Origin of the sequence: Hydrogenophaga taeniospiralis, from assembly GCF_020510445.1 — a bacterium.
In the GTDB taxonomy this organism is placed as follows: Bacteria; Pseudomonadota; Gammaproteobacteria; order Burkholderiales; family Burkholderiaceae_C; genus Hydrogenophaga.
Map to the genome: position 1 here is coordinate 4,287,525 of NZ_JAHBAG010000001.1, position 21,214 is coordinate 4,308,738.

Here is a 21,214-nt window from a genome sequence, read left to right on the forward strand (position 1 = left end):
TCCTCTAAGATGCAGGCCCTGCCCGCGCAACGCGGCAGGGCTTTGTGTTTGTTGAAGGAATGACGTGTTCAAGAATGTGACGATCTACCGCATCGCGCCCGGCTGGGCGCCCGCGCTGGAGACCATGGAAGCCGCGCTGGATGCGGCGCGTTTCGTGCCCTGCGGAGCCACGCAGGACAAATCGGTGGGCTGGGTGGAACCCCGCGGCGAGGCCCACGGTCCGCTGGTGGAGTCGGTGGCCGGCCAGCGCATGCTCAAGCTGATGATCGAAACCAAGGCCGTGCCCGGCTCGGTCGTGCGCGAGAAAGCGGACGAAGAAGCCGAGCACATCGAAGCCACCACTGGCCGCAAGCCCGGCAAAAAGCAGATGAAGGAACTGCGCGAGGACGCGCTGCTGTCGCTGCTGCCGCAGGCCTTTCCGCGCCGCTCGGCCGCCTGGGTCTGGATCGACCAGGCCAACGGCTGGCTGGTGACCGACGCCAGCAGCCAGGGCAAGGCCGACGAACTGGTGACCGCGCTGGTCAACGCCTTCAACGACCTGAACGTGACCCTGTTGCAGACCCAGGTGACACCGCAGACCGCGATGACGCAATGGCTCTCGGCCCCCTCGTCCGACGAAGACGATGGCGGCGCGCCCGGCGGTTTCGCGGTCGAACGCGAATGCGAACTCAAATCGGGCGACGAAGAAAAGTCGGCCGTGAAGTTCACCCGCCACAACCTCGCCACCGACGAGGTGCGCAAACACATCACCGAAGGCAAGCTGCCCACCCGCCTGGCCATGAGCTGGGAGGGCCGCGTCGGCTTCGTGCTCACCGAATCGCTGCAGCTCAAGCGGCTGGCCTTTCTCGAAGGCGTGTTCGACGACCGCGCCGACGACGGTGAGAGCGGCTTCGACACCGACGTGGCGCTGACCACCGGAGAGCTGAGCAAGCTGATCCCCGAGCTGATCGAAGCGCTGGGCGGCGAAATGGCGTTCGGCGCGGCGGCATCCGATGCCACCGCGGTGCCGGGCAGCGAAGCCAAAGCCTCGCAAGGCCACGCCGCCGTCACCGCCGTCGGGGACGACGACGATCCTCCGTTCTGATCCGACACCCCTGAGACCACCCCATGCTCACCGTCGTCGCCATCTGTCTGGGCGCCTGCATCGGCGCGCTGTCGCGCTGGCAGCTCAGCCTCTGGCTCAACCAGAGCCACGCACTGCTGCCCTGGGGCACGCTCACGGCGAACTGGGCGGGCGCCTATCTGGTGGGCGTGGCGGTGGTGTTTTTCCAGACCCAGCCCCAGCTCGACCCGACCTGGCGCCTGGCCATCGTCACCGGTTTCCTGGGCGCGCTGACCACCTTCTCCACCTTCTCGGTGGAGGTGGTGAGCATGCTGCAGCACGGCCGCTGGCTGCTGGCCACGGGCAACGCAAGCCTGCACCTGCTGGGCTCGCTGCTGCTCACGGGGGTCGGCATGAAGATGGCGGGCTGGTGGTGGGCGCCGGCGTGAGAGGCTGAGCGTCTTCGCTGACGGCCCGCGCGACGCCCCACCGCCGCTGAGTGCGGCATCGCACAGACGCCCCCGGGGGCGGGCGACCAGACTGGGCTTTCCAGCCCTTCCCGCAGGGGATCGACCATGATTCAGATTCGCAAGGGGCAGGCGCCCGCCCCCATGGCACGGGCGCAATTCGCCGAGCGCTTCCGGGCCTCGTTCATGGACCCGGCCTTCCGTGCGGAGGAGCCGGCCATCGACCGGTTGGAGGCCATTGCCTGGGCTGCCTTCAGCGAAGGCCGCAAAGCGCCGTTCACCCACCCCGCGGGCAAAGGCTACGCGGACCCGAATTACCAGCTCTCCGACGAATGGGTGGCCACGAAACAGCGGCTGGATGCCGCGCAATCGCGCTGGGCGGACCCGGCCACGCCGTCGCGCGTGCTGCTGGTGTGCGGCTCGGCGCGCAACGACGGCACCTGCCCGGGAGAAATCTCCAAGAGCTTTCGGCTGATGGAGATCGCCCGCGAGGTGCTGGAGCCGCTGGGTCTGCAGACCGATGTGCTGGACCTGAGCCTGCTCACTTCCGACTATGGCCTGAAGATCCACCCCTGCAAGGGCTGCCTGTCCACCGCCATGCCGCTGTGCCATTGGCCCTGCAGCTGCTACCCCAACCACGCGCTGAACCAGACCAACGACTGGATGGCCGAGATCTACGAGCGCTGGACCGCCGCCCACGCCGTGCTCATCGTCACCCCGGTCTACTGGTACCAGAGCCCGAGCCCGCTCAAGCTGATGATGGACCGCATGGTGTGCGCCGACGGCGGCAATCCCGACCCCACCACCACGGGTGGCAAAGACCCCGCCAAGGCCAAGGCCCTGGAGATGGAGGGCTGGAGCTACCCGCAGCACCTGGCCGGCCGTGCCTACGGCGTGCTGGTGCACGGCGACGTGGCCGGCATCGAAGGCGCAAGGCGCTCGCTGTGCGACTGGCTGGACTGGATGGGCTTTCTCGACGCGGGCGCACAGGCCCGGCTGGACCGCTACGTCGGCTACTACGAACCCTACGCCAACAGCCACGAAGCCCTGGACCGGGACGAGAACCTGCAGGAAGAGGCCCGCAACGTGGCGCGCGCCGTGGCCCAGGCCGTGGTCGAACTGCGCGCCGGCCGGCTGCGGGCGGCGCGGCCCGCTCTGAAACGGCCCCGGCCCAAGTAGCGCAGCGGGGCCCAAGCGCCGACACCACCCGCCGACCCCGTGCCCACCGACGACAGCAACGTGGTGCTGAAGGACGTGGTCGTTCAAGGCGCCATCGGGACCGGCTACAAGGACGACGTCGGAGCCTGACCCGCGCCCCAGCGGCTGCCCGTTCTGCAACCTGCCGCCCGCGTGCGGCGTACCGACACGCGCGACCAGGCCGCCGGCGCCAGGCGCGGGCGTTCATCGGACCGAAGCCATTGATCCAGGTCAAACGTCGTTAAATATTCATTTCAATTGAATCATATCGGACTTATAGTCCGCGCATGCCCACATTTCCACAGCCCACACGAGCCCGGCAGCGCTGGATCCTGTGGTGTCTGCTGTTCTGCTGGGGCATCGTTTTCGCATCGCCCCTGCTGACCCACCACGGCATGACCGAGGTCTGTGGCAGCGATGGCGTCAAGTGGGTCAACGCCGACGACAGCCCTGACAGCCTGCCGGCCCCGACGCTGGACTGCGCCCTGTGCCTGCCCGCCGCCCTGCCCACGCCCGCCGTCGATCCTGCGTTCGCCGAACGGCCACGCCACCACACGCTGGTGGCCCGTGGCGAGAACAGTGTTCCCCCTGCCCCTGTGGCCATGCCACCGCCCGCGCGTGGCCCACCCCGTTTCCAAAACCAAACCCAAGAGGTTCACACATGAAAGACGACAGCACCTTGTCTGCCAGCGACACCACCGTATGGGGTCGTCGGCGTTTCCTCAACACCGCCGCGCTCGCGGGTCTGACGCTGGGCGCCGCGGCCTGCACCGAGAAGGAGTCGGGTGCCGCCAACGCCCCCGCCGCCGCACCGGCCGCGGCACCCGATGCCGCGCACGCCAGCGGCAACAGCACACACCTCAAGCCCGGTGAGCTCGACACCTACTACGGCCTGTGGAGCGGTGGCCACACCGGCGACATGCGCGTGCTCGGTCTGCCCTCGGGCCGCGAACTCATGCGCATCCCCTGCTTTGTGCCCGACGCACTGGTGGGCTGGGGCATCACCAACGAGTCCAAGAAGATCATGGGCACCAAGCCCGATGGCTCGCTGCGCTACACGGTGGGCGACTCGCACCACACCCACGCCTCGTACAAGGACGGCAACTACGACGGCCGCTACGCCTGGATCAACGACAAGATCAACGCCCGCATCGCGCGCATCCGTCTGGACTATTTCATCTGCGACAAGATCACGCAGTTGCCCAACGTCCAGGGCTTCCACGGCATCTTCCCCGACAAGGCCGACCCGGTGGACCCGGCGATCAACTACACCACGCGGGTGTTCTGCGGCGCCGAGTTCTCCATCCCCCAGCCCAACACCGGCCTGGACGATGGTTCCAAGTACCGCTCGATGTTCACCTGCGTGGACGCCGAGAGCATGGAAGTGCGCTGGCAGGTGCTGATCGACGGCAACTGCGACCTGGTCGCCACGTCCTACGACGGCAAGCTCGCCGCCACCAACCAGTACAACGTCGAGATGGGCGTCAAGTACGAGGACATGATGTCGGCCGAGCGCGATGCCTGCCTGTTCTTCAACATCGCCCGTATCGAAGCGGCGGTGAAGGCCGGCAAGTTCAAGACCGTGGGCAGCTCCAAGGTGCCGGTGGTCGACGGCACGCACGCGGCCAACCAGGACCCCACGACCGCGCTGACCGCCTACGTTTCCGTGCCCAAGAACCCGCACGGCGTCAACGCCAGCCCGGACGGCAAGTACTTCATCTGCGCCGGCAAGCTCTCGCCCACGGCCACCGTGATCGAGCTGAACAAGGTGCTCGAGTGGTTCGACGGCAAGCTGGAAAAGCTGGACGCGGCCATCGTGGCCGAGGTCGAGATCGGTCTGGGCCCGCTGCACACCGCCTTTGACGGCCGTGGCAACGCCTACACCACGCTGTTCCTCGACAGCCAGGTCGTGAAATGGAACGTGGACGCCGCGATCAAGTTCCACGCCGGCGACAAGGCCGCCAAATACGTGGTCGATCGCATCGACGTGCAGTACCAGCCGGGCCACCTGAACGCCAGCCAGTCCGAAACCAAGGCCGCCGACGGCAAGTACCTGGCCGTGGGTTGCAAGTTCTCCAAGGACCGCTTCCTGCCGGTGGGCCCGCTGCATGCCGAAAACGAGCAGCTGATCGACATCTCGGGCGACAAGATGGTGCTGCTGGCCGACCACCCGGTGCGTGGCGAGCCGCACGACTTCATCATCTTCAAGCGCGAGTTGCTCCAGCCCAAGCAGGTGTATTCGCTCGACGAATTCCCGCTGGCCATCAAGGACCCGAAAGAGTCCGGCGTGTTCCGCGACGGCAAGAAGGTCACGGTGAAGATGACCTCGCAGGCCCCGGCGTTCAGCCTGCGCGAGTTCAAGGTGAAGAAGGGCGACGAGGTGACGCTGATCCTCACCAACCTCGACAAGGTCGAAGACCTGACGCACGGCTTCGCGATCCCCAACCACAACGTGAACTTCATCGTCAACCCGCAGGAGACGGCATCGGTCACGTTCATCGCCGACCAGCCGGGCGTGTACTGGTGCTATTGCACGCACTTCTGCCACGCGCTGCACCTGGAGATGCGCACCCGCATGATCGTGGAGGCGTAAGCCTTCGCACCCCTCCCCACCTGGGGAGGTCTTGCCTTGCCGGGTCCGATGCCGGCGCCGCGTGGCGCTGACATCGGACCCTGCCCCCTGGACCCCAACGATGTCGATTGCACGCCTTTTCTCGGCCGCGCTGACCGCCGCCGCTCTGTGGCTGAGCCCGCTCGGCAACGATGCATGGGCACAGGCCTACGAGGCCCATCTGCCCGCCGACCTGGCCACCAACCCCGATCTGTGTGCCCTCGTGCCCTGCGGCGATGTGTTTCCGGGCGCCAAGAGCTTTTCTCAACGCATGGGCCAGCCACCGTATGTGGAAGCCTATGGCGACGCCGACCCGCAGCAACCGGGCAAGAAGACCCTGCTGGGCTACGTGATGCTCTCGACCGACATCACCGACACCCCGGCCTACTCCGGCAAGCCGGTGGTCACGCTCATCGGCATGGACGCGCAGGGCCGCTATGTGGGCATCAAGGTGCTCAAGCACTCCGAGCCCATCCTGCTGCTGGGCATTCCTGAACAGGCCCTGCTCGATTTCAACCACCAATACCTCGGCAAGTCGGTGGCCGACCAGATCGAAGTGGGGCCCTCGCGCCCCGAAGAAAACGTGCTCGGGGTGGACGCCATCTCGGGCGCCACCGTGACCGTGATCGCCCAGAACCAGGTGATGCAACTCTCGGGCGCGGCCGTGGCCCGCCAGGTCGGCATCATCGAGCCCACGCGGCGCGACCCCGCCCGCTTCGTCGCGCGCCAGCAGCGCTACAGCTGGTCCGAGCTGGTCGACATGGGTGCCGTGCAGACCCTGCGCGTCACGCCCGAACAGGTGGGCCTGCCACGCGGCGACGTGCCCTTCATCGAACTCTGGTTCGGCGACCTCAACCACCCCGACATCGGCAGCAGCCTGCTGGGCGAGCGCAGCTTCGCCAACCTGCGCGAGCGCCTGCAGCCGGGCGAACACGCGCTCTTCGTGGTGCGCACCGCGGGCGTGGAGTCGTTCAAGGGCTCCGGTTTCGTGCGCGGCGGCCTGTACGACCGCGTCCAGGTGAAACAGGGCGCCGACTCGTTCACCTTCCGCGACCTCGACTACCTCAACCTCTATGGCCTGCAGGCCGCGGGCGCGCCGGCCTTCAGCGAGTCGGCCATCTTCGTCATCCGGGCCGGTTCGTTTTCGGCGGCCTACCCCTGGAAGCTGGCCTTCCTGGGCAACCGGGTGGACCGCGCCACCGGCCACCGCAGCTTCGCCAATTTCGAGTCGAAATACTGGCTGGCGGCGGATCTGCTCGAAGGCGGGCGCCCGGTGGTCACCGAGCCCGACGCGCCCTGGGTGCGCATCTGGAAGTCGCGCGCCATCGAGATTGCCCTCTTCATCGCCCTGCTGCTGGCGGTGGCGGTGGTCTATGCCCTGCGCGACAAGCTCACGCGGCGTTCGACCCACAAGAACAAATGGCCGGTCAACGCCTTCAAGTACTCGGCCTGGGCGCTCAGCATCGGCTTCATCGGCTTCGGCCTCATGGCACAGCCCTCCATCACCCAGGTGCTGACCTGGTTCCACGCCCTGCTGTTCCAGTGGACCTGGTCTTTGTTCCTGTCGGACCCGTTCATCTTCGTCTTCTGGGTCTTCATCATCGTCACGGTGTTCGTGTTCGGGCGCGGGCTGTTCTGCGGCTGGATGTGCCCCTTCGGCTCGCTCTCCGAAGCCCTCTACAAGGTGGGGCGCGTGATCGGCCTCAAGCGCTTCCAGACGAAGCTGCCGCAGGTCTGGCACGACCGGCTCAAGTGGCTGAAGTACGCCATCTTCTTCGGTCTGCTGGTGGTGTCGATGTTCTCCATGGGCCTGGCCGAGGTGCTGGCCGAGGTGGAGCCCTTCAAGACCACCTTCCTGGTCGGCATCACCCACCGCAGCTGGCCGTATGGGCTGTTCGTGGTGGCGATCCTGGGCCTGTCGCTGTTCATCGAACGCCCCTACTGCAAGTACATCTGCCCGCTGGGCGCTTCACTGGCCATGCCCAGCACCTTCCGCTGGTTCGGCCTGCAGCGCAAGCAGGACTGCAACAGCTGCAAGGCCTGCGCCGTGGGCTGCGGCGCGCAGGCGATCGACGCCGACGGCCGCATCGACCACCGCGAGTGCCTGCACTGCCTGGACTGCATGGTGCTCTACACCGACCAGAAAGGCTGCCCGCCACTGGCCAAGGAGCGCAAGCGCCGCGAACGCGACGGCCTGCTCATCACGCCGATCGGGCGCGACGGTTACTTCATCCCCATCGAACCGGTCTCGCCCGTCAGCGCCCGGGCGGCGCAGGGCCCCGATCCACGCATGCCCACCGCGCCCGCCCAGCCCTGGCCCGGCGGCCGCGCGCCGGGCCTCAAAGGCCTGTGGCAGGAGGTGTTGCACCACCTGTGGCCCTGGAGCCGCGACGGCTGGAAGCACCAGCGCGCCCTGCAGTTCGCCGGGCTCTCGCTGGCCCTGGCCGCCAGCGTGGCCTGGCTGCTGGCGGCCGACGGGCGGCTGTCGGCCAGCGCCATCATCGGCTGGTGGTTCGGCTGGAGCGTCTACGAGGTGCTGATCCGCATGGCGGGCAAGCGCTACGTGAAGGACGGCCCGTGGTGGCAGGCGCGCTACCGCGTGGCGAACTGGATGGACATGCTCAGCTACGTCGGGTTCAAGAACCTGCTGATCGGCGCGACGCTGTTCCTCGTGCTCAAGACCCTGGGGCACCTGGCGTGAAGACCCAACCCACCTGGCTCCAACGGCTGGCCTGCGTGTGGCTGGCGGCGTTGGCCCTGCCCGCGTGGTCCGCCGTGTGGCGGGTCGAACCGGGCGGCGACATCCAGGCCACCGTGGCGCAGGCCGCCGTCGGCGACGTGGTGGAGGTGGCGCGCGGTTTCTACAGCGTGAACCTGCGCATCGACAAACCCCTGACCCTGCGCGGCATCAACCGCCCCACCCTCAGCGGCGGCCAGCGCGGCGACACCATCCGCGTCGCGTCGCCCGACGTGGTGATCGAAGGCCTGATCGTGCGCGACTCGGGCACCAGCCTGAAAAGCCAGCACGCGGGCATCTACGTGCAGCCCGGTTCGCACCGCGCCGTGGTGCGGCGTTGCGACCTGACCTACAACCTCTTCGGCCTGTGGATCGAAAAGGCCAACGAGGTGCGCATCGAACACAACCGCATCACCGGCCTGCGCGACCTCAACTCCTCGCAGCGCGGCAACGGCATCCAGCTCTACAACACGCAGGGCGCGCGCATCACCGGCAACGACATCAGCTTCGTGCGCGACGCGCTGTACGTCGACGTGTCGCACAACGCCGAATTCCGCGGCAACCGGCTGCACCACAGCCGCTACGGCTCGCACTACATGAACTCGTACCACAACCTGTGGGAAGACAACGACAGCTACTACAACCGCGGCGGCCTGGCCCTGATGGAGGTGCGCGACCAGGTGGTGCGCGGCAACCGCACCTGGGGCAACTCCGACCACGGCATCATGCTGCGCACCCTGCAGGACTCGGTGATCGAAAACAACGTGGTGGCCGGCAACGCCCGTGGCTTCTTCATCTACGACGTCGAGTACGTGACCCTGCGCAACAACCTGGTGGTGGACAACCACGTGGGCGTGCACCTGTCCGCGGGGTCCACGCGCAACCAGGTGGTGGGCAACGACTTCATCGCCAACCGGGAGCAGGTGCGCTACGTCGGCGCGCGCGACGAACCCTGGGGCCAGCCCCAGCCCGGCCAGGGCAATCACTGGAGCAACTACCTGGGCTGGGACCGCGACGGCAACGGCATCGGTGACCTGTCCTACGAAGCCAACGACCTGGTGGACCGCCTGCAGTGGCGCCACCCTTCGATTCAACTCTTGCTGGGCAGCCCCGCGGTGCAGGCCCTGCGCGTGCTGGGGCACCAGTTCCCGGTGCTGCGCGTGCCCAGCGTGATCGACCCCCATCCGGCCATGGCGCCGAAACACCCCGACTGGAGCACATGGCGTGACAAGCATTTCCGCTGAGGCCCTGCATCTCGAGGGCGTCACCAAACCCTACGGCAGCCGGCGTGCGCCGCTGCTGGCGCTGGACAACGTGAGCCTGCGGGTGCCGCGCGGCCAGCTCTTCGGCCTGATCGGCCACAACGGCGCGGGCAAGAGCACGCTGTTCAAGCTCGTGCTCGGCCTCATCACCCCCAGCCACGGCCACATCCGCGTCAACGGCTGCGCGGTGAACGGCCCCGACTTCCGCACCACCCGGCGCGCCCTGGGCTACCTGCCCGAGAACCTGGTGCTGTACGACAACCTCACCGGGCTGGAGACGCTGCGCTTCTTCGCGCGCCTCAAGGGCGCACCGCAGACGCAGTGCGCCGCCCTGCTGGACCGCGTCGGCCTGACCCGGGCCGGCGGGCGCGCGGTGCGCGAGTACTCCAAAGGCATGCGCCAGCGGCTGGGCTTTGCCCAGGCCCTGCTGGGCGACCCGCAACTGCTGCTGCTCGACGAGCCCACCACCGGCCTGGACCCTTCTGCGATCCGCGATTTCTACGACCAGCTCGACCTGCTGCGTTCACAGGGCGTGACCCTGGTCATCAGCTCGCACATCCTGGCCGAGCTGCAGCAGCGGGTCGATGCCCTGGCCATGCTCAGCAACGGTCGCGTGTGCGCGCAAGGCTCGGTGCAGGCGCTGCGCGAACGCTCGCGCATGCCCCTGGTGTTCCAGCTGCGCGCCGCGCCGACCTGGCTGCAGACCCTGTCCAACGATCTGCCCGGACAACTGGCCGGCGCCGACGTCGCACTGCAGCAGCGCGAACCCGATCTGCTGGAACTGCGCTGCCCGCGTGAGCACAAGATGCAGGTGCTGGCCTGGCTGGCCGGCGCGGGCCTGAGCGACCTGCAGATCCACGAGCCCTCGCTGGAGGACGTGTACTTCGGCCTGAGGGAGGCACCATGAACATGTCATTGCAATGGCGCCAGGTGCAGGCCGTGGCCGCCAAGGAATTCCGCGACCGGCTGCGCAACCGCTGGGTGCTGGCCGTGGCCGTGGTCTTCACGGTGTTCTCGCTGCTCATCACCTACTTCGGCTCGGCCGCGCAGGGCCAGATCGGCCCGCGCTCGATCGAGCTCACCATCGCCAGCCTGGTCAGTCTGGTGATCTACCTGATCCCGCTGATCGCGCTGCTGCTCGGCTTCGATGCCATCGTCGGCGAGCGCGAGCGCGGTTCGCTCGACCTGCTGCTCGCCCTGCCCATCACGCGGCTCGAACTGCTGCTGGGCAAGTACCTCGGGCTCGCGGGTGCGCTCACGCTGTCCACCGTGTCAGGCTTTGCGCTGGTGGCCCTGCTGCTGTACCAGCGCTTCAGCTGGGCCGGCCTGTACCACTACGCCGGCTTCGTGATCAGCTCGGTGCTGCTGGGGCTGGCGTTCCTGAGCCTGGCGGTGCTGCTGTCGGTGCTGGCCCGCGACCGCACCCGCGCCTCGGGCCTGGCCATCGCGCTGTGGTTCGCGCTGGTGCTGGTGTTCGACCTGCTGCTGCTGGGCCTGCTGGTGGCCACCGGCGGCCAGTTCGGCGGCGAGGTCTTCGCCTACCTGTTGCTGCTGAACCCGGCCGACATCTTCCGCATCCTCAACGTGTTTTCGCTCGACGACGTGCAGCGCCTGTACGGCCTGGCCAGCATCCTGCCCCCTGCCCTCAGCCAGGTGGGCTGGCTCGCCAGCGCCATGCTGGCCTGGATCGTCGCGCCCCTTGCCCTGGCCTCCTGGAGATTCCGACCATGAACACCCCTTTCAACGCCCCCCTGAGCCGCCGGCGCCTGCTGTGCGGCTGCGCCGGCCTGGCGGCCTTGAGCCTGGCGGGTTGCGGCCAAAGCGGCGCTGCCGCCAACGGCGCCCCGGCCGAGATCAGCCCCCAGGCCAGCTGCTCGCTCGACGGCATGCTGCTGGCCGACTACCCCGGCCCCAAGGGACAGATCCGCTACGACGGCGTGGCCGAGGTGCAATGGTTCTGCGATTCGGTGGAACTGCTGTCGGTGCTGCTCGCCCCCGAGCAGGTGCGCGCGGTGGTGAGCGCGCACGTGCAGGACATGGGCCAAGCCGACTGGGACCAGCCCCGGGGGCACTGGATCGACGCGCGCCAGGCGCTCTACGTGCTGGGCAGCAAGCGCCACGGCTCCATGGGCCCCACGGCCGCGAGCTTCGCCACCGAGTCCGCCGCGCAAACCTTCATGCAGCAACACGGCGGCCGCCTGCTGCGCTACGCCGAGATCCAGCCCGGCATGGTGGACCTGAGCGGCGGTGCGCTGCACGACACCCGCATGTGATGCCGCAACGCCGCCGGTTCATCGGTCTCTCGCTGCTGTGCGCCTCGGCCGTGCTCGCCGGTCTGGGCTACCGGGTGGTGCGGGGTGCCCCGGCGCCCGCCCGGCGGGACACTGTGCTGCCCGACGACGTGTGCCTGACGGCGCCCACCTTCTCCCACGACCCCGCCTCCGGCCTGCCCCTGCACGCGGCGCGCGAGGTGCCGCCCGAGGCACGCTGCCCGGTCTGCGGCATGTTTCCGGCGCGCCAGCGCCGCTGGGCGGCCCAGGTCATCTTCAACAACGGCGACGTGCAGTACCTGGACTCGCCCCTGAGCCTGTTCCTCTACCAGCAGCAGGTCCCGCGCTACACCGCCGGCCAGAGTGCCGCCAGCATCGTGGCCTCGTACGTCACCGACCTGGACACCGGCGCCTGGACACCCGCCGAGCAGGCCTGGTACGTGCACGGGTCGAGGCAGATGGGCCCGATGCGATCGGGCAACCTGCCCGCGTTCGCCACCCTGGACCAGGCGCGCGCCTTCGCGGCGCGGGAAGGTGGCGAGTGGTTCACGGCCGAGCGCTTGCGCCAGGGCCTGCCCGCGTCGCTGCAGCGGCTCGCGCCGCACACCCACGGCCGACCACTTTGATGCGTGTCAAAAAACGGATTTAATTGTTCATATAGAATGAATGTTAAAATCCACCCCGCCCCCTTCACCACTTCATTCAAGGATTCCCCATGAACGCCAAGAACCTTCTCCTGATCCTGAGCTGCAGCGCCGCCCTGCTGGCCTGCGGCGAAAAGCCCGCCGACACCGCGGCGGCGCCGGCCGCTCCCACCCCGGTGGCCGCAGCGCCCGCACCCGCCCCGGAACCCGCACCGACCCCCGTGGCCGAGAACGCCGTGGGCAAGAAGGTCTATGGCTCGGTGTGCTCCATGTGCCACGCCGCTGGCGTGGCCGGTGCACCCAAGCCCGGTGACAAAGCCGACTGGGGCCCGCGCATCGCGCAAGGCAAGGACACGCTCTACAAGCACGCCCTTGAAGGCTTCACCGGCGCCAAGGGCATGATGCCCGCGCGCGGTGGCAGCAGCACCCTCACCGACGACGAACTGAAGGCCGCCGTGGACCACATGGTCGCCCAGTCGCTCTGAACCCACCCGGCCCCACCATGACACACCTGCTCCAACGCCGCCAGTACCTGGCCGGGCTGGGCGGCCTGCTCGTCGCCGGCCTGGGGCTGCGCCCGGCGCTGGCCAGCCCCGACGTCCACCGCGCGTCCCGCGTGTTGATGGGCACGCGGGTGGACATCGTGGCGCAAGGCGAAAGCCCCGGCGCCACGGTGGCGGCCGTGCAGGCGGCCTTTGCGGAAATGCAGCGCCTGGAACGCATGATGAGCCGCTACCGCGCCGACAGCCTGGTGAGCGCGATGCACCGCTGCGCGGGCCGGGGCCTGGTGATGGCCCCGCCCGAGCTGCTCGCGGTGCTGCAGCGTGCCGCCGAGCTGTCACGGCTCAGCGACGGCGCCTTCGACATCACGGTGGGGGCGTACGACGGCTGGTCGTTCGACCCGCGGGACGCCCGCATACCCGCGCCGGAAGAGCTGCGCCGCGAACGCCGGCTGGTGGATTTCCGCGACGTGTTGATCGACCCCGCAACCGGTCAGGCCGGCCTGGGCCGCCCGGGCATGCGCATCGACCTGGGGGGCGTGGCCAAACTGCCCATCCTGCAGACGGGTCTGCGCGTGCTCGAACAACACGGCGTGCGCCATACCATGGTCAATGGCGGTGGCGACGTGCTCACGCGCGGCCAGCTTCAGGGCCAGGACTGGCGCGTGGGCATCCGCGACCCGCGCGCGCCCGAACGGCTGATCGGCACGGTGCAGGTGCGCGACGCCTGCGTGGCCTCCTCCGGCGACTACGAGCGCTGCTTCGTGCGCAACGGCCGGCGCTACCACCACGTGCTGGACCCGCGCACGGGCATGCCCAGCCGCGGCGTGCGGGGCGTGGTCACGGTGTCGCGCCAGCCCGATCCTCCGGTCAACGGCCTGGGCGCAGCGATCATGGTGGCGGGCGCCACGGCGGGGCGGCACCTGCTCGCGCCGCTGCGCGGGGTGGACAGCCTGATCGTGGATGCCGATGACCACGTCCACACCATGGGGCGGTGGGACTGACCCTCGTTGCTTCCGGCATCAGCCGGCTTTGGCCTTGGCCGGCTTGCGCGTGGCCGGTGGCCGCTTGGCGGTAGCGGCCGGAACGGTTGAGGCCGGCGCCTTTTTGGGCATCTTCAATGAGGCGAGCTGGATCGGGATCAGGTGGGGCAGCAGCCCCGCGTGCGCCTTGCTGGTGGCCACGGGCGCCAGCAGGTCGGCCAGCGTGACGCCGTCGAGCACATCAAAGAACCCCTTCATGGCCTTGTACAACGCGTCCTTGAGCCGGCAATAGCCGTCGAGCCGGCAGGTGTTGTTCTTCTTGTCAAAACACTCCACCAGGGTCAGATCGGTCTCGGTCTGGCGGACGATCTCGCCCAGGGTCAGCTCGTTGGCCGGTTTGAGCAGGCGCAGGCCGCCGCCCCGGCCGCGTGTGGTCGCGATCCAGCCACAAGCGGCCAGGATCATCACGATCTTGGTGAGGTGGCTGCGCGAAATGCCGTGTGCCTCGGCAATCTCGTTCACCGTGGGCGGGTGCTCGCGTCCATCACAGGCCGCGCAGTACATCAGCACGCGCAGGCTGTAGTCGGTCCATTGGGTGAGTCGCATCGGGTCTTCGCCCTGTGAAAAGACGAGGTTGGTTCAAGAGGTTTCACTGTACCGTCAAAACGGCGCGCGCCCGGGCGGGCGCGACCGCCGCTCAACCTCTTGGCCTCTCAGTCCTTGAGGATGGCGCCCGTGCCGTCCTGCACCTGCACATGGATGGGGATGCCCTGGCGCACGCTCATGGACACGGTGCAGAACTCCTCGAACTGCGCGAGCACGCGGTCCAGGTGCTCGATGCTGGCCGCGGCCTGGCCCAGCTCCAGCTTCACGTGGATGCCCACGATGCGCAGGCGCTTGTTCTCGTTGCGGCCCATCTCGGGCGTGGCGGTGGCCACCAGTGTGCCCGGGTCCTGCTTGAACTTCTGCAGCGAAAACAGCAGGCTCGCGCTCAGGCAGTTCGCCACCGCCGCCAACAGCAGGTGGTCGGGCGCCGGGCCGGCGCCCTGGCCCAGCGGCGCGGGCTCGTCGGCCAGCAGCGACGGTATCGCCGCGCCGAAATCGACGAGGAACTGGTAGCCCGACTGGCGGGTGATGGTCACGCTGGCGTTGTCGCTCATGCCGGGTCCTTCGGTGTGGGTTGCGGGGCAATGTTCCGCATCTTACCCATTCCCCCAGGGGTATGTAGCCACCCACAGGGCCATGACCTACCCCCCACCGCGCTGCATGTACAGGTCGAAGCGCTTCATGAAGGCGTGGCGCTGCGCCGCGTCCAGCCCGTCAAAGACGAAGCCCACGCGCAGCACGGGCATGCGCATGAGCGCGATCACGCGGGGCGGCCGGGTCTGCCAGCTCAGTTGCAGCGTACCCGGCGGTATCTCCACCCGCGCCGTGTGGCCCTCGCGCAGCCATGCGCAGGCACCGATGGCCGCGGGCAGCCAGCCCAGCCACTCGGCCTCGGTGCAGCCCATGTCGCGCTCGAAGCGCTCCGCATAGCTCGACTGCAAGTCAGCCCCCAGCGATGGGTGGCCAGATGGCCAGCACATCGCCCTCGGCCAGCGTGGTGCTCATGCGCTTGTCGGGCTCGACGTATTTGCCGTTGACCAGCACCAGGTGCACCAGCTTGGGCGGCAGGCCAAAGGGCTCGATGATCTGGCTGATGGGCGCGTCCGGGCTCACCTCCAGCGACAGCTGGTTGCTGCGTCGCGCGTCGGCAGGCAGGTAGTCGGTCAGCGTGGCGAAGAGCTTGAAGGTGATGCGCATGGAAGACATTGTGATAGATGGCAAACGATCCGCCGCCGGGCCGCCCCAAGGCGGATCGGCCCCCTCGGGGGGCAGCGACCCGCGCAGCGGCGGAGCGTGGGGGCCATGGGGCCAGCCGCCGGGCCGCCCCAAGGCAGGCCCAGCCCCCTCGGGGGGCAGCGACCCGCGCAGCGGCGGAGCGTGGGGGTCGTGGGGCCAGCCGCCGGGCCGCCCCAAGGCAGGCCCAGCCCCCTCGGGGGGCAGCGACCCGCGCAGCGGCGGAGCGTGGGGGTCGTGGGGCCAGCCGCCGGGCCGCCCCAAGGCAGGCCCAGCCCCCTCGGGGGGCAGCGACCCGCGCAGCGGCGGAGCGTGAGGGTCATGGCCTCACCGGCGGCGTTCGTCGGCGGCGCCGCTCCAATGCCCCTGCCCCTGCGCGCTGGACAGGTAGGCGTCCATCAGTTTTGTGGGGTCGTGCATGAGCCGGTCTTTCCATTCGCCCAGGCGCACCTGGCCTTCGACCAGGCCGCGCATCACGCCCACGTGATCGGTCCAGCCCACGGAGTTGCAGCCCACCATGACGTCGCCGTGGAACTGCAGGCTCAGGTGCCGGCCCGCGGTCTTGTCGGTCAGCTCCACGTGTTCCCCACCGGGCACGCCCTGCCAGTTGCCAAAGCTGGTGGAGATCAGGCCCAGGGTGTCGAGCACGTTGATCTGCGTCACGCCCGGCAGGCTGGTCGACTGGCCGATCATGTTGAGCGCGGCCATGCGGGCCTGCTCGGCGGCGTTGGGCTGGATGGCGCTGACGATGGTCTTGCCGCTGACCTTGTCGTAGGCCTCGGCGCAATCGCCCGCGGCGTAGATGCCGGGCACATTGGTCTGCAGGTGTTCGTCGGTCAGCACCCCCACCAGGCAGCGCACGCCGCTGGTCTCCAGGAAGCCGATGTTGGGCCGCACACCGGTGGCGCTGATCACGAGATCGGCCTCCACCCGTTCGCCGCTGGACAGGCGCACCTGCATCTTGCCGTTGGGGGCGGACGCCGAGCCGATGCCGACCACCTGCGCGATCTTGCCCAGCAGGCCGGGCTCGGCGCCGTTGCCGCGCTCGATGGCCTCGACCCGGGTGCCGGTGAACACCTTCACGCCGTGGTTCCCACACCAGTCCTTGATCATGCCGCCCGCCGTGGGACCCATCATGCGCGGCACCATGCGGTCGCCCATCTCCACCACGGAGAGTTCCACGCCGCGCTTTTGCAGCGCTTCCATGATGATGCAGCCGATGAAGCCGGCGCCCATCTGCAGCACCTTGGCGCCGGGCTTGGCCAGGTTGGCGATGGCGCGCGCGTCGGCCAGCGTCCAGCAGCTGTGCACCCCCGGGCCGTCGATGCCGGGAATGGGCGGTGTGGCGGGCGACGAACCGGTAGCGATCAGCAGGGTGTCAAAACCCAGGGTGTTGCCGTCGCTCAACTCGACCGTGCGCTTGGCCGTGTCCAGCCGTTTGGCGCGCACACCGCGCAGCAGCTGGATGTTGAGGCGGCTGTAGTGGTCTGCCGTGTGGCGCAGGTGCGTCCCCTCTTCGCCCACCTTGCCGATCAGCAGATAGGGGATGGCCATGCGCGAGTACGGGGCCTCGTTCTCGTCACCCACGAGGGTGATCGGATCGTGGGGCGCGTGCTTGCGGATGGTCTCGGCCGCGATGACACCGGCCGGGCCGGCGCCGAGGATGACGTGGTGGGTCATAGTGTTCTCCAAAAAAAAGATAGCGGTCCCAGGAGACCGCTACTTCGTTGCTTCCGGTCATTGTGGGTCAGAGCACGCGCCTTGCGCTTCGCTCCAGTCGGTGATCCGACCCCCAATGACCTGCGCGTCTTCCGGCGACTCAGAGGCTCAGACGCGCCTTGGTGGCTGCCGTGGGACGGCCTTCCGGGTCCCAGCCGCGCGCGGCGTAGTACTTGGGCAGCATCTCGGGCAGCTTGCTGACCATGCCCTTGGAGGCACCGGTCTTGGCCGCTTCGGTCAGCAGGCGCTTGGGCAGGTTGTCGTCCTTGGCGGTGAAGCCGGCGGCGTTGTTGAATTCGCGCTCCATGTTCCAGATGCGCTCACCGATCTTCTCCAGCTCTTCGGTGGTGAACTCTTCGTTGCACGCAGCCTGCAGCTGCGGCGCCAGATCGGCCACGCCCCAGGCGAAGGTGGTGAACACGCACAGGCCCGACGAGTCGAACGCGGCGGTGGCGTCCTGGAACGCCTTCACCAGCTCCGGCTTGCCTTCGCTCTCGACCGGATCGGTCTTGACCGGGATGCCCAGCACTTCCGACGCGATGGTGTAGCCGCGCAGGTGGCAGGCGCCGCGGTTGCTGGTGGCGTAGGCCAGGCCGATGCCCTGGATGGCGCGGCCGTCGTAGGCCGGGAACTCCTGGCCCTTGACGCTCATGGACAGATCGGGGTGGCCGTATTTTTCGGTCAGGCGTTTGGAGCCCTGGCCGATCTCCTTGCCGAAGCCCTCGCCCTTGGCGGTGATCTCGGCGAAGTGGGCCAGCGCCTGGGCCGAGCCGAACTTGGCGTCGATGCCGAGCTGCTCGGCGGTGAGCACGCCCAACTCGTACAGCTCCATCACCGCGCCCACGGTGGCACCGAAGCTGATCGGATCGAAGCCCTCTTCGTTGCACAGCATGTTGGCGTACTGCAGCGCTTCGAGGTCGTTCACACCGTTGGCCGCGCCCAGCGCCCAGGCCGCTTCGTATTCCAGACCGCCGTTGGCGCCCCAGTACTGCGGCTTGTTGGCCACGGTGAAGTGGCCCTCGTCCATCTTGCTGATGCGCCCGCAGGCGATGGTGCAGCCGAAGCAGGCCTGGTTGGTCACCAGGTGCTTCTTGCCGTCGCTCTCGCGCGGCGTGGCCATGGCTTCGGCCGAAATGTCTTTCGCGCCTTCGAACTGCACGTCGCGGTGGTTGCGCGTGGGCAGCGCGCCCATCTCGTTGATCACGTTCATCAGCACCTGGGTGCCGTAGGCCGGCAGGCCCTGGCCCGTCACGGCGTTCTCGGCCAGGATCTTCTTCTTCTCGAAGGTGACCTTCATGAAGGCCTTGGGGTCGCGGATGTTGCCCACGCCCTTGGTGCCGCGCACGGCGATGGCCTTGAGGTTCTTGCTGCCCATGACGGCGCCCACGCCCGAGCGGCCGGCCGCGCGGTGCAGGTCGTTGACCACGGCGGCGTACAGCACGCCGTTTTCACCGGCCTTGCCGATGCTGGAAACCCGCAGCAGCGGGTCCTGCAGGCTGGACTTGAGGACCTCTTCGGTCTTCCACACGCTCTGGCCCCAGAGGTGGCTGGCGTCGCGCAGTTCGGCGGTGTCGTCGTTGATGTAGAGGTAGACCGGCTTGGCCGATTTGCCTTCAAAGATCACCATGTCCCAGCCGGCCATCTTGAGCTCGGCGCCCCAGTAGCCGCCCGAGTTCGAGCAGGCGATGGCGCCGGTGAGCGGGCCCTTGGTGATGACGGTGTAGCGGCCACCGGTGGAGGCCATGGTGCCGGTCAGCGGGCCGGTGGCCCAGATGATCTTGTTGTCGGCCGACAGCGGATCGACCTTGGGGTCGACTTCGCTGATCAGGTACTTGCTGCCCAGGCCGCGCGAACCGAGGTAGGCGCGCGCCCACTCCATGTTCAGCGGTTCGGACTTGACGGTGCCCGCGCTCAGGTTGACGCGGAGGATTTTTCCAGCCCAAGACATGTTGATGCTCCTAATTGATCAGTTGGGGTCAGAGCACATCGCTTCGCGAGTGGTCTGACCCACAAGGTTTCAGGCTTGAGGTCAGGCGGCGGACGGCTGGTTGCCCAGCTTGTCGGCCCACTGTTTCATCTTGTCGATGCCGGTCCAGTTGGCGTCCACGAAGGTGATGGCGGCGGTCGGGCAGGCTTCGGCGCAGGCCGGTTCGCCGCCGCACAGGTCGCACTTCTGGACCTTGCCGGTTTCCTGCACGTAGTTGATGGTGCCGAAGGGGCAGGCGATGGTGCAGACCTTGCAACCCACGCAGGTCGCGTCGTTGACCACCTTGGCGCCGGTCATCTTGTCCACCGTGATCGCCTCCACCGGGCAAGCATGCAGACACCAGGCCTCGTCGCACTGGGTGCAGGTGTAGGGCACCTTCTTGCCGGTGTGGTGGAAGTCGAACACCTTGATGCGCGACTTGGAGGTGGCGTAGATGCCGTAGTTCTCGAACGAGCAGGCCATTTCGCACTGCAAGCAGCCGGTGCATTTGTCCGGGTTGATGTGCAGGACTTTCTGCATGTGGGTCTCCTGGTGGGTAGCGGCGCGTCTTATGAAGCGCCTTGCCTATGAAAGGAAATACCTATGCATTGTTGAAGCCCCCTTGCCGTTTTTGTTCAGGGTTATCCCGTAGACACTCCGAACCGGGGTGGAAATTCTCAAAATGAAACAGCACCCCGCTTGGCATACTTGCTGCTGTATGTTGTGCGATTGAGCTCCACTGCGCCATAACGAGACAGGCCCATCCATGAACAACAGCCCGCGCCCGCCGGTCACCACGGCGAACAACCACAGCGACCGCCTGGCCATGATCGAAAACGCGCGGCGGGCCGTGCTCGGTGGTGGTGCTCCCGGTGCGGGTCAGCGGATCGCCCCCTGGATCGAGCGCTCCTGGCGCCGCTGCCTGGCGCAGGGGTTCCTGCCCCGCCAGCCGCTGGTGTTCGACCCCGTGCCCGCCTCCGCCATGAAGCGCGTGATGGAAACCAACCAGCCCCTGCTGCGCGCGGCCGCACCGGTGATCCAGTCGCTCGCGCGCACCATGGCCGACACGCGCTACTTCGCCATCCTCACCGACGCCCAGGGCGTGGTGATCGACGTCAACGGCCCGATCGACCACCAGGACCGGCGCGCCAGCCTGATCGCGCGCGTGGGGGTGGATCTGTCCGAACACCGCGTGGGCACCACCGCCATCGGTGCCACGCTGGCCGAACTGCAGCCGCTCTGGCTGCACCGGGGCGAACACTTCTTCGACACCGCCAGTGTCTACAGTTGCGCGGGCGCGCCGCTGTTCGGCCCCGACGGCCGTTGCGTGGGCATGCTCGACCTCACCGGCGTCGACGTGCCCGAACGCCCGGCCCTCAAGCACCTGGTCAGCCAGTCGGCGCTGAGCATCGAAAACGCGCTCACCCTCGCGCAGCCACACCACCTGCTGCTGCGCCTGAACTGGGCCGGCCGCATGCCGGGGGAAGACAGCGACGGGCTGGTGTGCGTGGACCGCGACGGCGTCATCGTCGGCACCAACCGGGCCGCGGCGGACATGCTGGCCCTCGCACCCTGCGCGCCCTGGCCGCACTGCAGCGACGTGTTCGCCATCCCGACCGACAACCTGTTCGACGCCGCCCGCGCCCAGCGCGGCGCGGTCGAACTGCCGTTGTGGTCGGGCCTTCGCCTGCAGGTGCTGGCGCGTTTCAACGACGGGCGCGCCAGCACCACGCCGCAGCGTCCGGCCACCCACGCGGGCGTGCCGCTCAGGGAAGTGGAAACCGCACTGATCCGCCGCGCGGTGGAAGAGGCCCGCGGCAACGTGATGCAGGCCGCACGCGTGCTGGGCATCAGCCGCGCCACGGTCTACCGAAAAATCGGTAGGAGGTGATCCCCCCGCGCCGCCTGCGGCGTCACCCCCCAAGGGGCAACGCGAGTGGCCCGGCAAAGCCGGTTCCACCGCGTTCTCGGTCAAGA

21 protein-coding genes are annotated in these 21,214 nt (G+C 68.2%); 14 read left to right on the forward strand and 7 right to left on the reverse strand.

Going from position 1 to position 21,214, the window contains the following annotated elements:
- Window positions 1-64: 64 nt before the first annotated feature.
- The 13 genes from KIH07_RS20525 (at window position 65) to KIH07_RS20585 (ending at window position 13,734) form a co-directional block, all read left to right on the forward strand.
- Entirely contained in the window at window positions 65-1,084 is a 1,020-nt protein-coding gene (locus KIH07_RS20525; RefSeq protein WP_226493728.1) for a recombination-associated protein RdgC, read from the forward strand.
- Window positions 1,085-1,107: 23 nt separating this feature from the next.
- Window positions 1,108-1,491, forward strand: coding sequence for a fluoride efflux transporter CrcB (gene crcB / locus KIH07_RS20530; protein WP_226493729.1), 384 nt, complete (start codon window positions 1,108-1,110; stop codon window positions 1,489-1,491).
- A gap of 126 nt (window positions 1,492-1,617) precedes the next feature.
- The gene (locus tag KIH07_RS20535) at window positions 1,618-2,688 is read left to right on the forward strand and encodes a flavodoxin family protein (RefSeq protein ID WP_226493730.1); all 1,071 of its coding nucleotides are present in this window, start codon (window positions 1,618-1,620) and stop codon (window positions 2,686-2,688) included.
- Between the two features lie 305 nt (window positions 2,689-2,993).
- A complete protein-coding gene (locus KIH07_RS20540; RefSeq protein ID WP_226493731.1) occupies window positions 2,994-3,371 on the forward strand; it encodes a DUF2946 family protein in 378 nt (125 codons plus the stop codon).
- Entirely contained in the window at window positions 3,368-5,299 is a 1,932-nt protein-coding gene (nosZ, locus tag KIH07_RS20545; protein WP_226493732.1) for a TAT-dependent nitrous-oxide reductase, read from the forward strand. The genes KIH07_RS20540 and nosZ overlap by 4 nt, the downstream gene beginning before the upstream one ends.
- 100 nt (window positions 5,300-5,399) lie before the next feature.
- Window positions 5,400-8,018, forward strand: coding sequence for a NosR/NirI family protein (locus KIH07_RS20550; protein ID WP_226493733.1), 2,619 nt, complete (start codon window positions 5,400-5,402; stop codon window positions 8,016-8,018).
- A gap of 74 nt (window positions 8,019-8,092) precedes the next feature.
- Window positions 8,093-9,298 (forward strand): nitrous oxide reductase family maturation protein NosD, encoded by a 1,206-nt coding sequence (locus KIH07_RS20555; protein WP_226494780.1) that lies wholly within the window; start codon window positions 8,093-8,095, stop codon window positions 9,296-9,298.
- Window positions 9,279-10,223: an ABC transporter ATP-binding protein gene (locus KIH07_RS20560; RefSeq protein ID WP_226493734.1), complete on the forward strand. Its 945-nt coding sequence runs from the start codon at window positions 9,279-9,281 to the stop codon at window positions 10,221-10,223. The genes KIH07_RS20555 and KIH07_RS20560 overlap by 20 nt, the downstream gene beginning before the upstream one ends.
- A 2-nt stretch (window positions 10,224-10,225) precedes the next feature.
- Complete coding sequence (locus KIH07_RS20565) at window positions 10,226-11,047, forward strand: ABC transporter permease (RefSeq protein ID WP_226494781.1); 822 nt, start codon at window positions 10,226-10,228, stop codon at window positions 11,045-11,047.
- Complete coding sequence (locus tag KIH07_RS20570) at window positions 11,044-11,589, forward strand: nitrous oxide reductase accessory protein NosL (RefSeq protein WP_226493735.1); 546 nt, start codon at window positions 11,044-11,046, stop codon at window positions 11,587-11,589. Before KIH07_RS20565 ends, KIH07_RS20570 begins: the two co-directional genes overlap by 4 nt.
- A complete protein-coding gene (locus KIH07_RS20575) occupies window positions 11,589-12,212 on the forward strand; it encodes a nitrous oxide reductase accessory protein NosL (protein WP_226493736.1) in 624 nt (207 codons plus the stop codon). The genes KIH07_RS20570 and KIH07_RS20575 overlap by 1 nt, the downstream gene beginning before the upstream one ends.
- 89 nt (window positions 12,213-12,301) lie before the next feature.
- Window positions 12,302-12,715 carry a c-type cytochrome gene (locus KIH07_RS20580; protein ID WP_226493737.1) on the forward strand — a complete coding sequence of 138 codons (414 nt, stop codon included), beginning with the start codon at window positions 12,302-12,304 and terminating at the stop codon, window positions 12,713-12,715.
- A gap of 17 nt (window positions 12,716-12,732) precedes the next feature.
- Window positions 12,733-13,734, forward strand: a complete 1,002-nt coding sequence (locus tag KIH07_RS20585) for an FAD:protein FMN transferase (protein ID WP_226493738.1) — start codon at window positions 12,733-12,735, stop codon at window positions 13,732-13,734.
- Window positions 13,735-13,752: 18 nt separating this feature from the next.
- Here the strand turns inward: KIH07_RS20585 and KIH07_RS20590 are convergent, their stop codons facing one another.
- The 7 genes from KIH07_RS20590 to KIH07_RS20620 form a co-directional block, all read right to left on the reverse strand.
- The gene (locus KIH07_RS20590) at window positions 13,753-14,319 is read right to left on the reverse strand and encodes an RrF2 family transcriptional regulator (RefSeq protein ID WP_226493739.1); all 567 of its coding nucleotides are present in this window, start codon (window positions 14,317-14,319) and stop codon (window positions 13,753-13,755) included.
- 107 nt (window positions 14,320-14,426) lie between these two features.
- Entirely contained in the window at window positions 14,427-14,873 is a 447-nt protein-coding gene (locus KIH07_RS20595) for an OsmC family protein (RefSeq protein ID WP_226493740.1), read from the reverse strand.
- Window positions 14,874-14,960: 87 nt separating this feature from the next.
- The gene (locus KIH07_RS20600; protein WP_226493741.1) at window positions 14,961-15,260 is read right to left on the reverse strand and encodes a hypothetical protein; all 300 of its coding nucleotides are present in this window, start codon (window positions 15,258-15,260) and stop codon (window positions 14,961-14,963) included.
- A gap of 1 nt (window position 15,261) precedes the next feature.
- On the reverse strand, window positions 15,262-15,516 hold the full coding sequence (gene thiS / locus KIH07_RS20605; protein WP_226493742.1) for a sulfur carrier protein ThiS: 255 nt from the start codon (window positions 15,514-15,516) through the stop codon (window positions 15,262-15,264).
- Between the two features lie 363 nt (window positions 15,517-15,879).
- Window positions 15,880-17,232 carry an NAD(P)/FAD-dependent oxidoreductase gene (locus tag KIH07_RS20610; RefSeq protein ID WP_226493743.1) on the reverse strand — a complete coding sequence of 451 codons (1,353 nt, stop codon included), beginning with the start codon at window positions 17,230-17,232 and terminating at the stop codon, window positions 15,880-15,882.
- 139 nt (window positions 17,233-17,371) lie between these two features.
- Window positions 17,372-19,219 carry an aldehyde ferredoxin oxidoreductase family protein gene (locus tag KIH07_RS20615; protein ID WP_226493744.1) on the reverse strand — a complete coding sequence of 616 codons (1,848 nt, stop codon included), beginning with the start codon at window positions 19,217-19,219 and terminating at the stop codon, window positions 17,372-17,374.
- A gap of 81 nt (window positions 19,220-19,300) precedes the next feature.
- Window positions 19,301-19,777, reverse strand: coding sequence for a 4Fe-4S dicluster domain-containing protein (locus KIH07_RS20620; protein WP_226493745.1), 477 nt, complete (start codon window positions 19,775-19,777; stop codon window positions 19,301-19,303).
- Between the two features lie 226 nt (window positions 19,778-20,003).
- Here KIH07_RS20620 and KIH07_RS20625 point away from each other — a divergent pair, with 226 nt between their 5' ends.
- Window positions 20,004-21,128, forward strand: coding sequence for a sigma-54-dependent Fis family transcriptional regulator (locus KIH07_RS20625; RefSeq protein ID WP_226493746.1), 1,125 nt, complete (start codon window positions 20,004-20,006; stop codon window positions 21,126-21,128).
- Window positions 21,129-21,214: the final 86 nt, after the last annotated feature.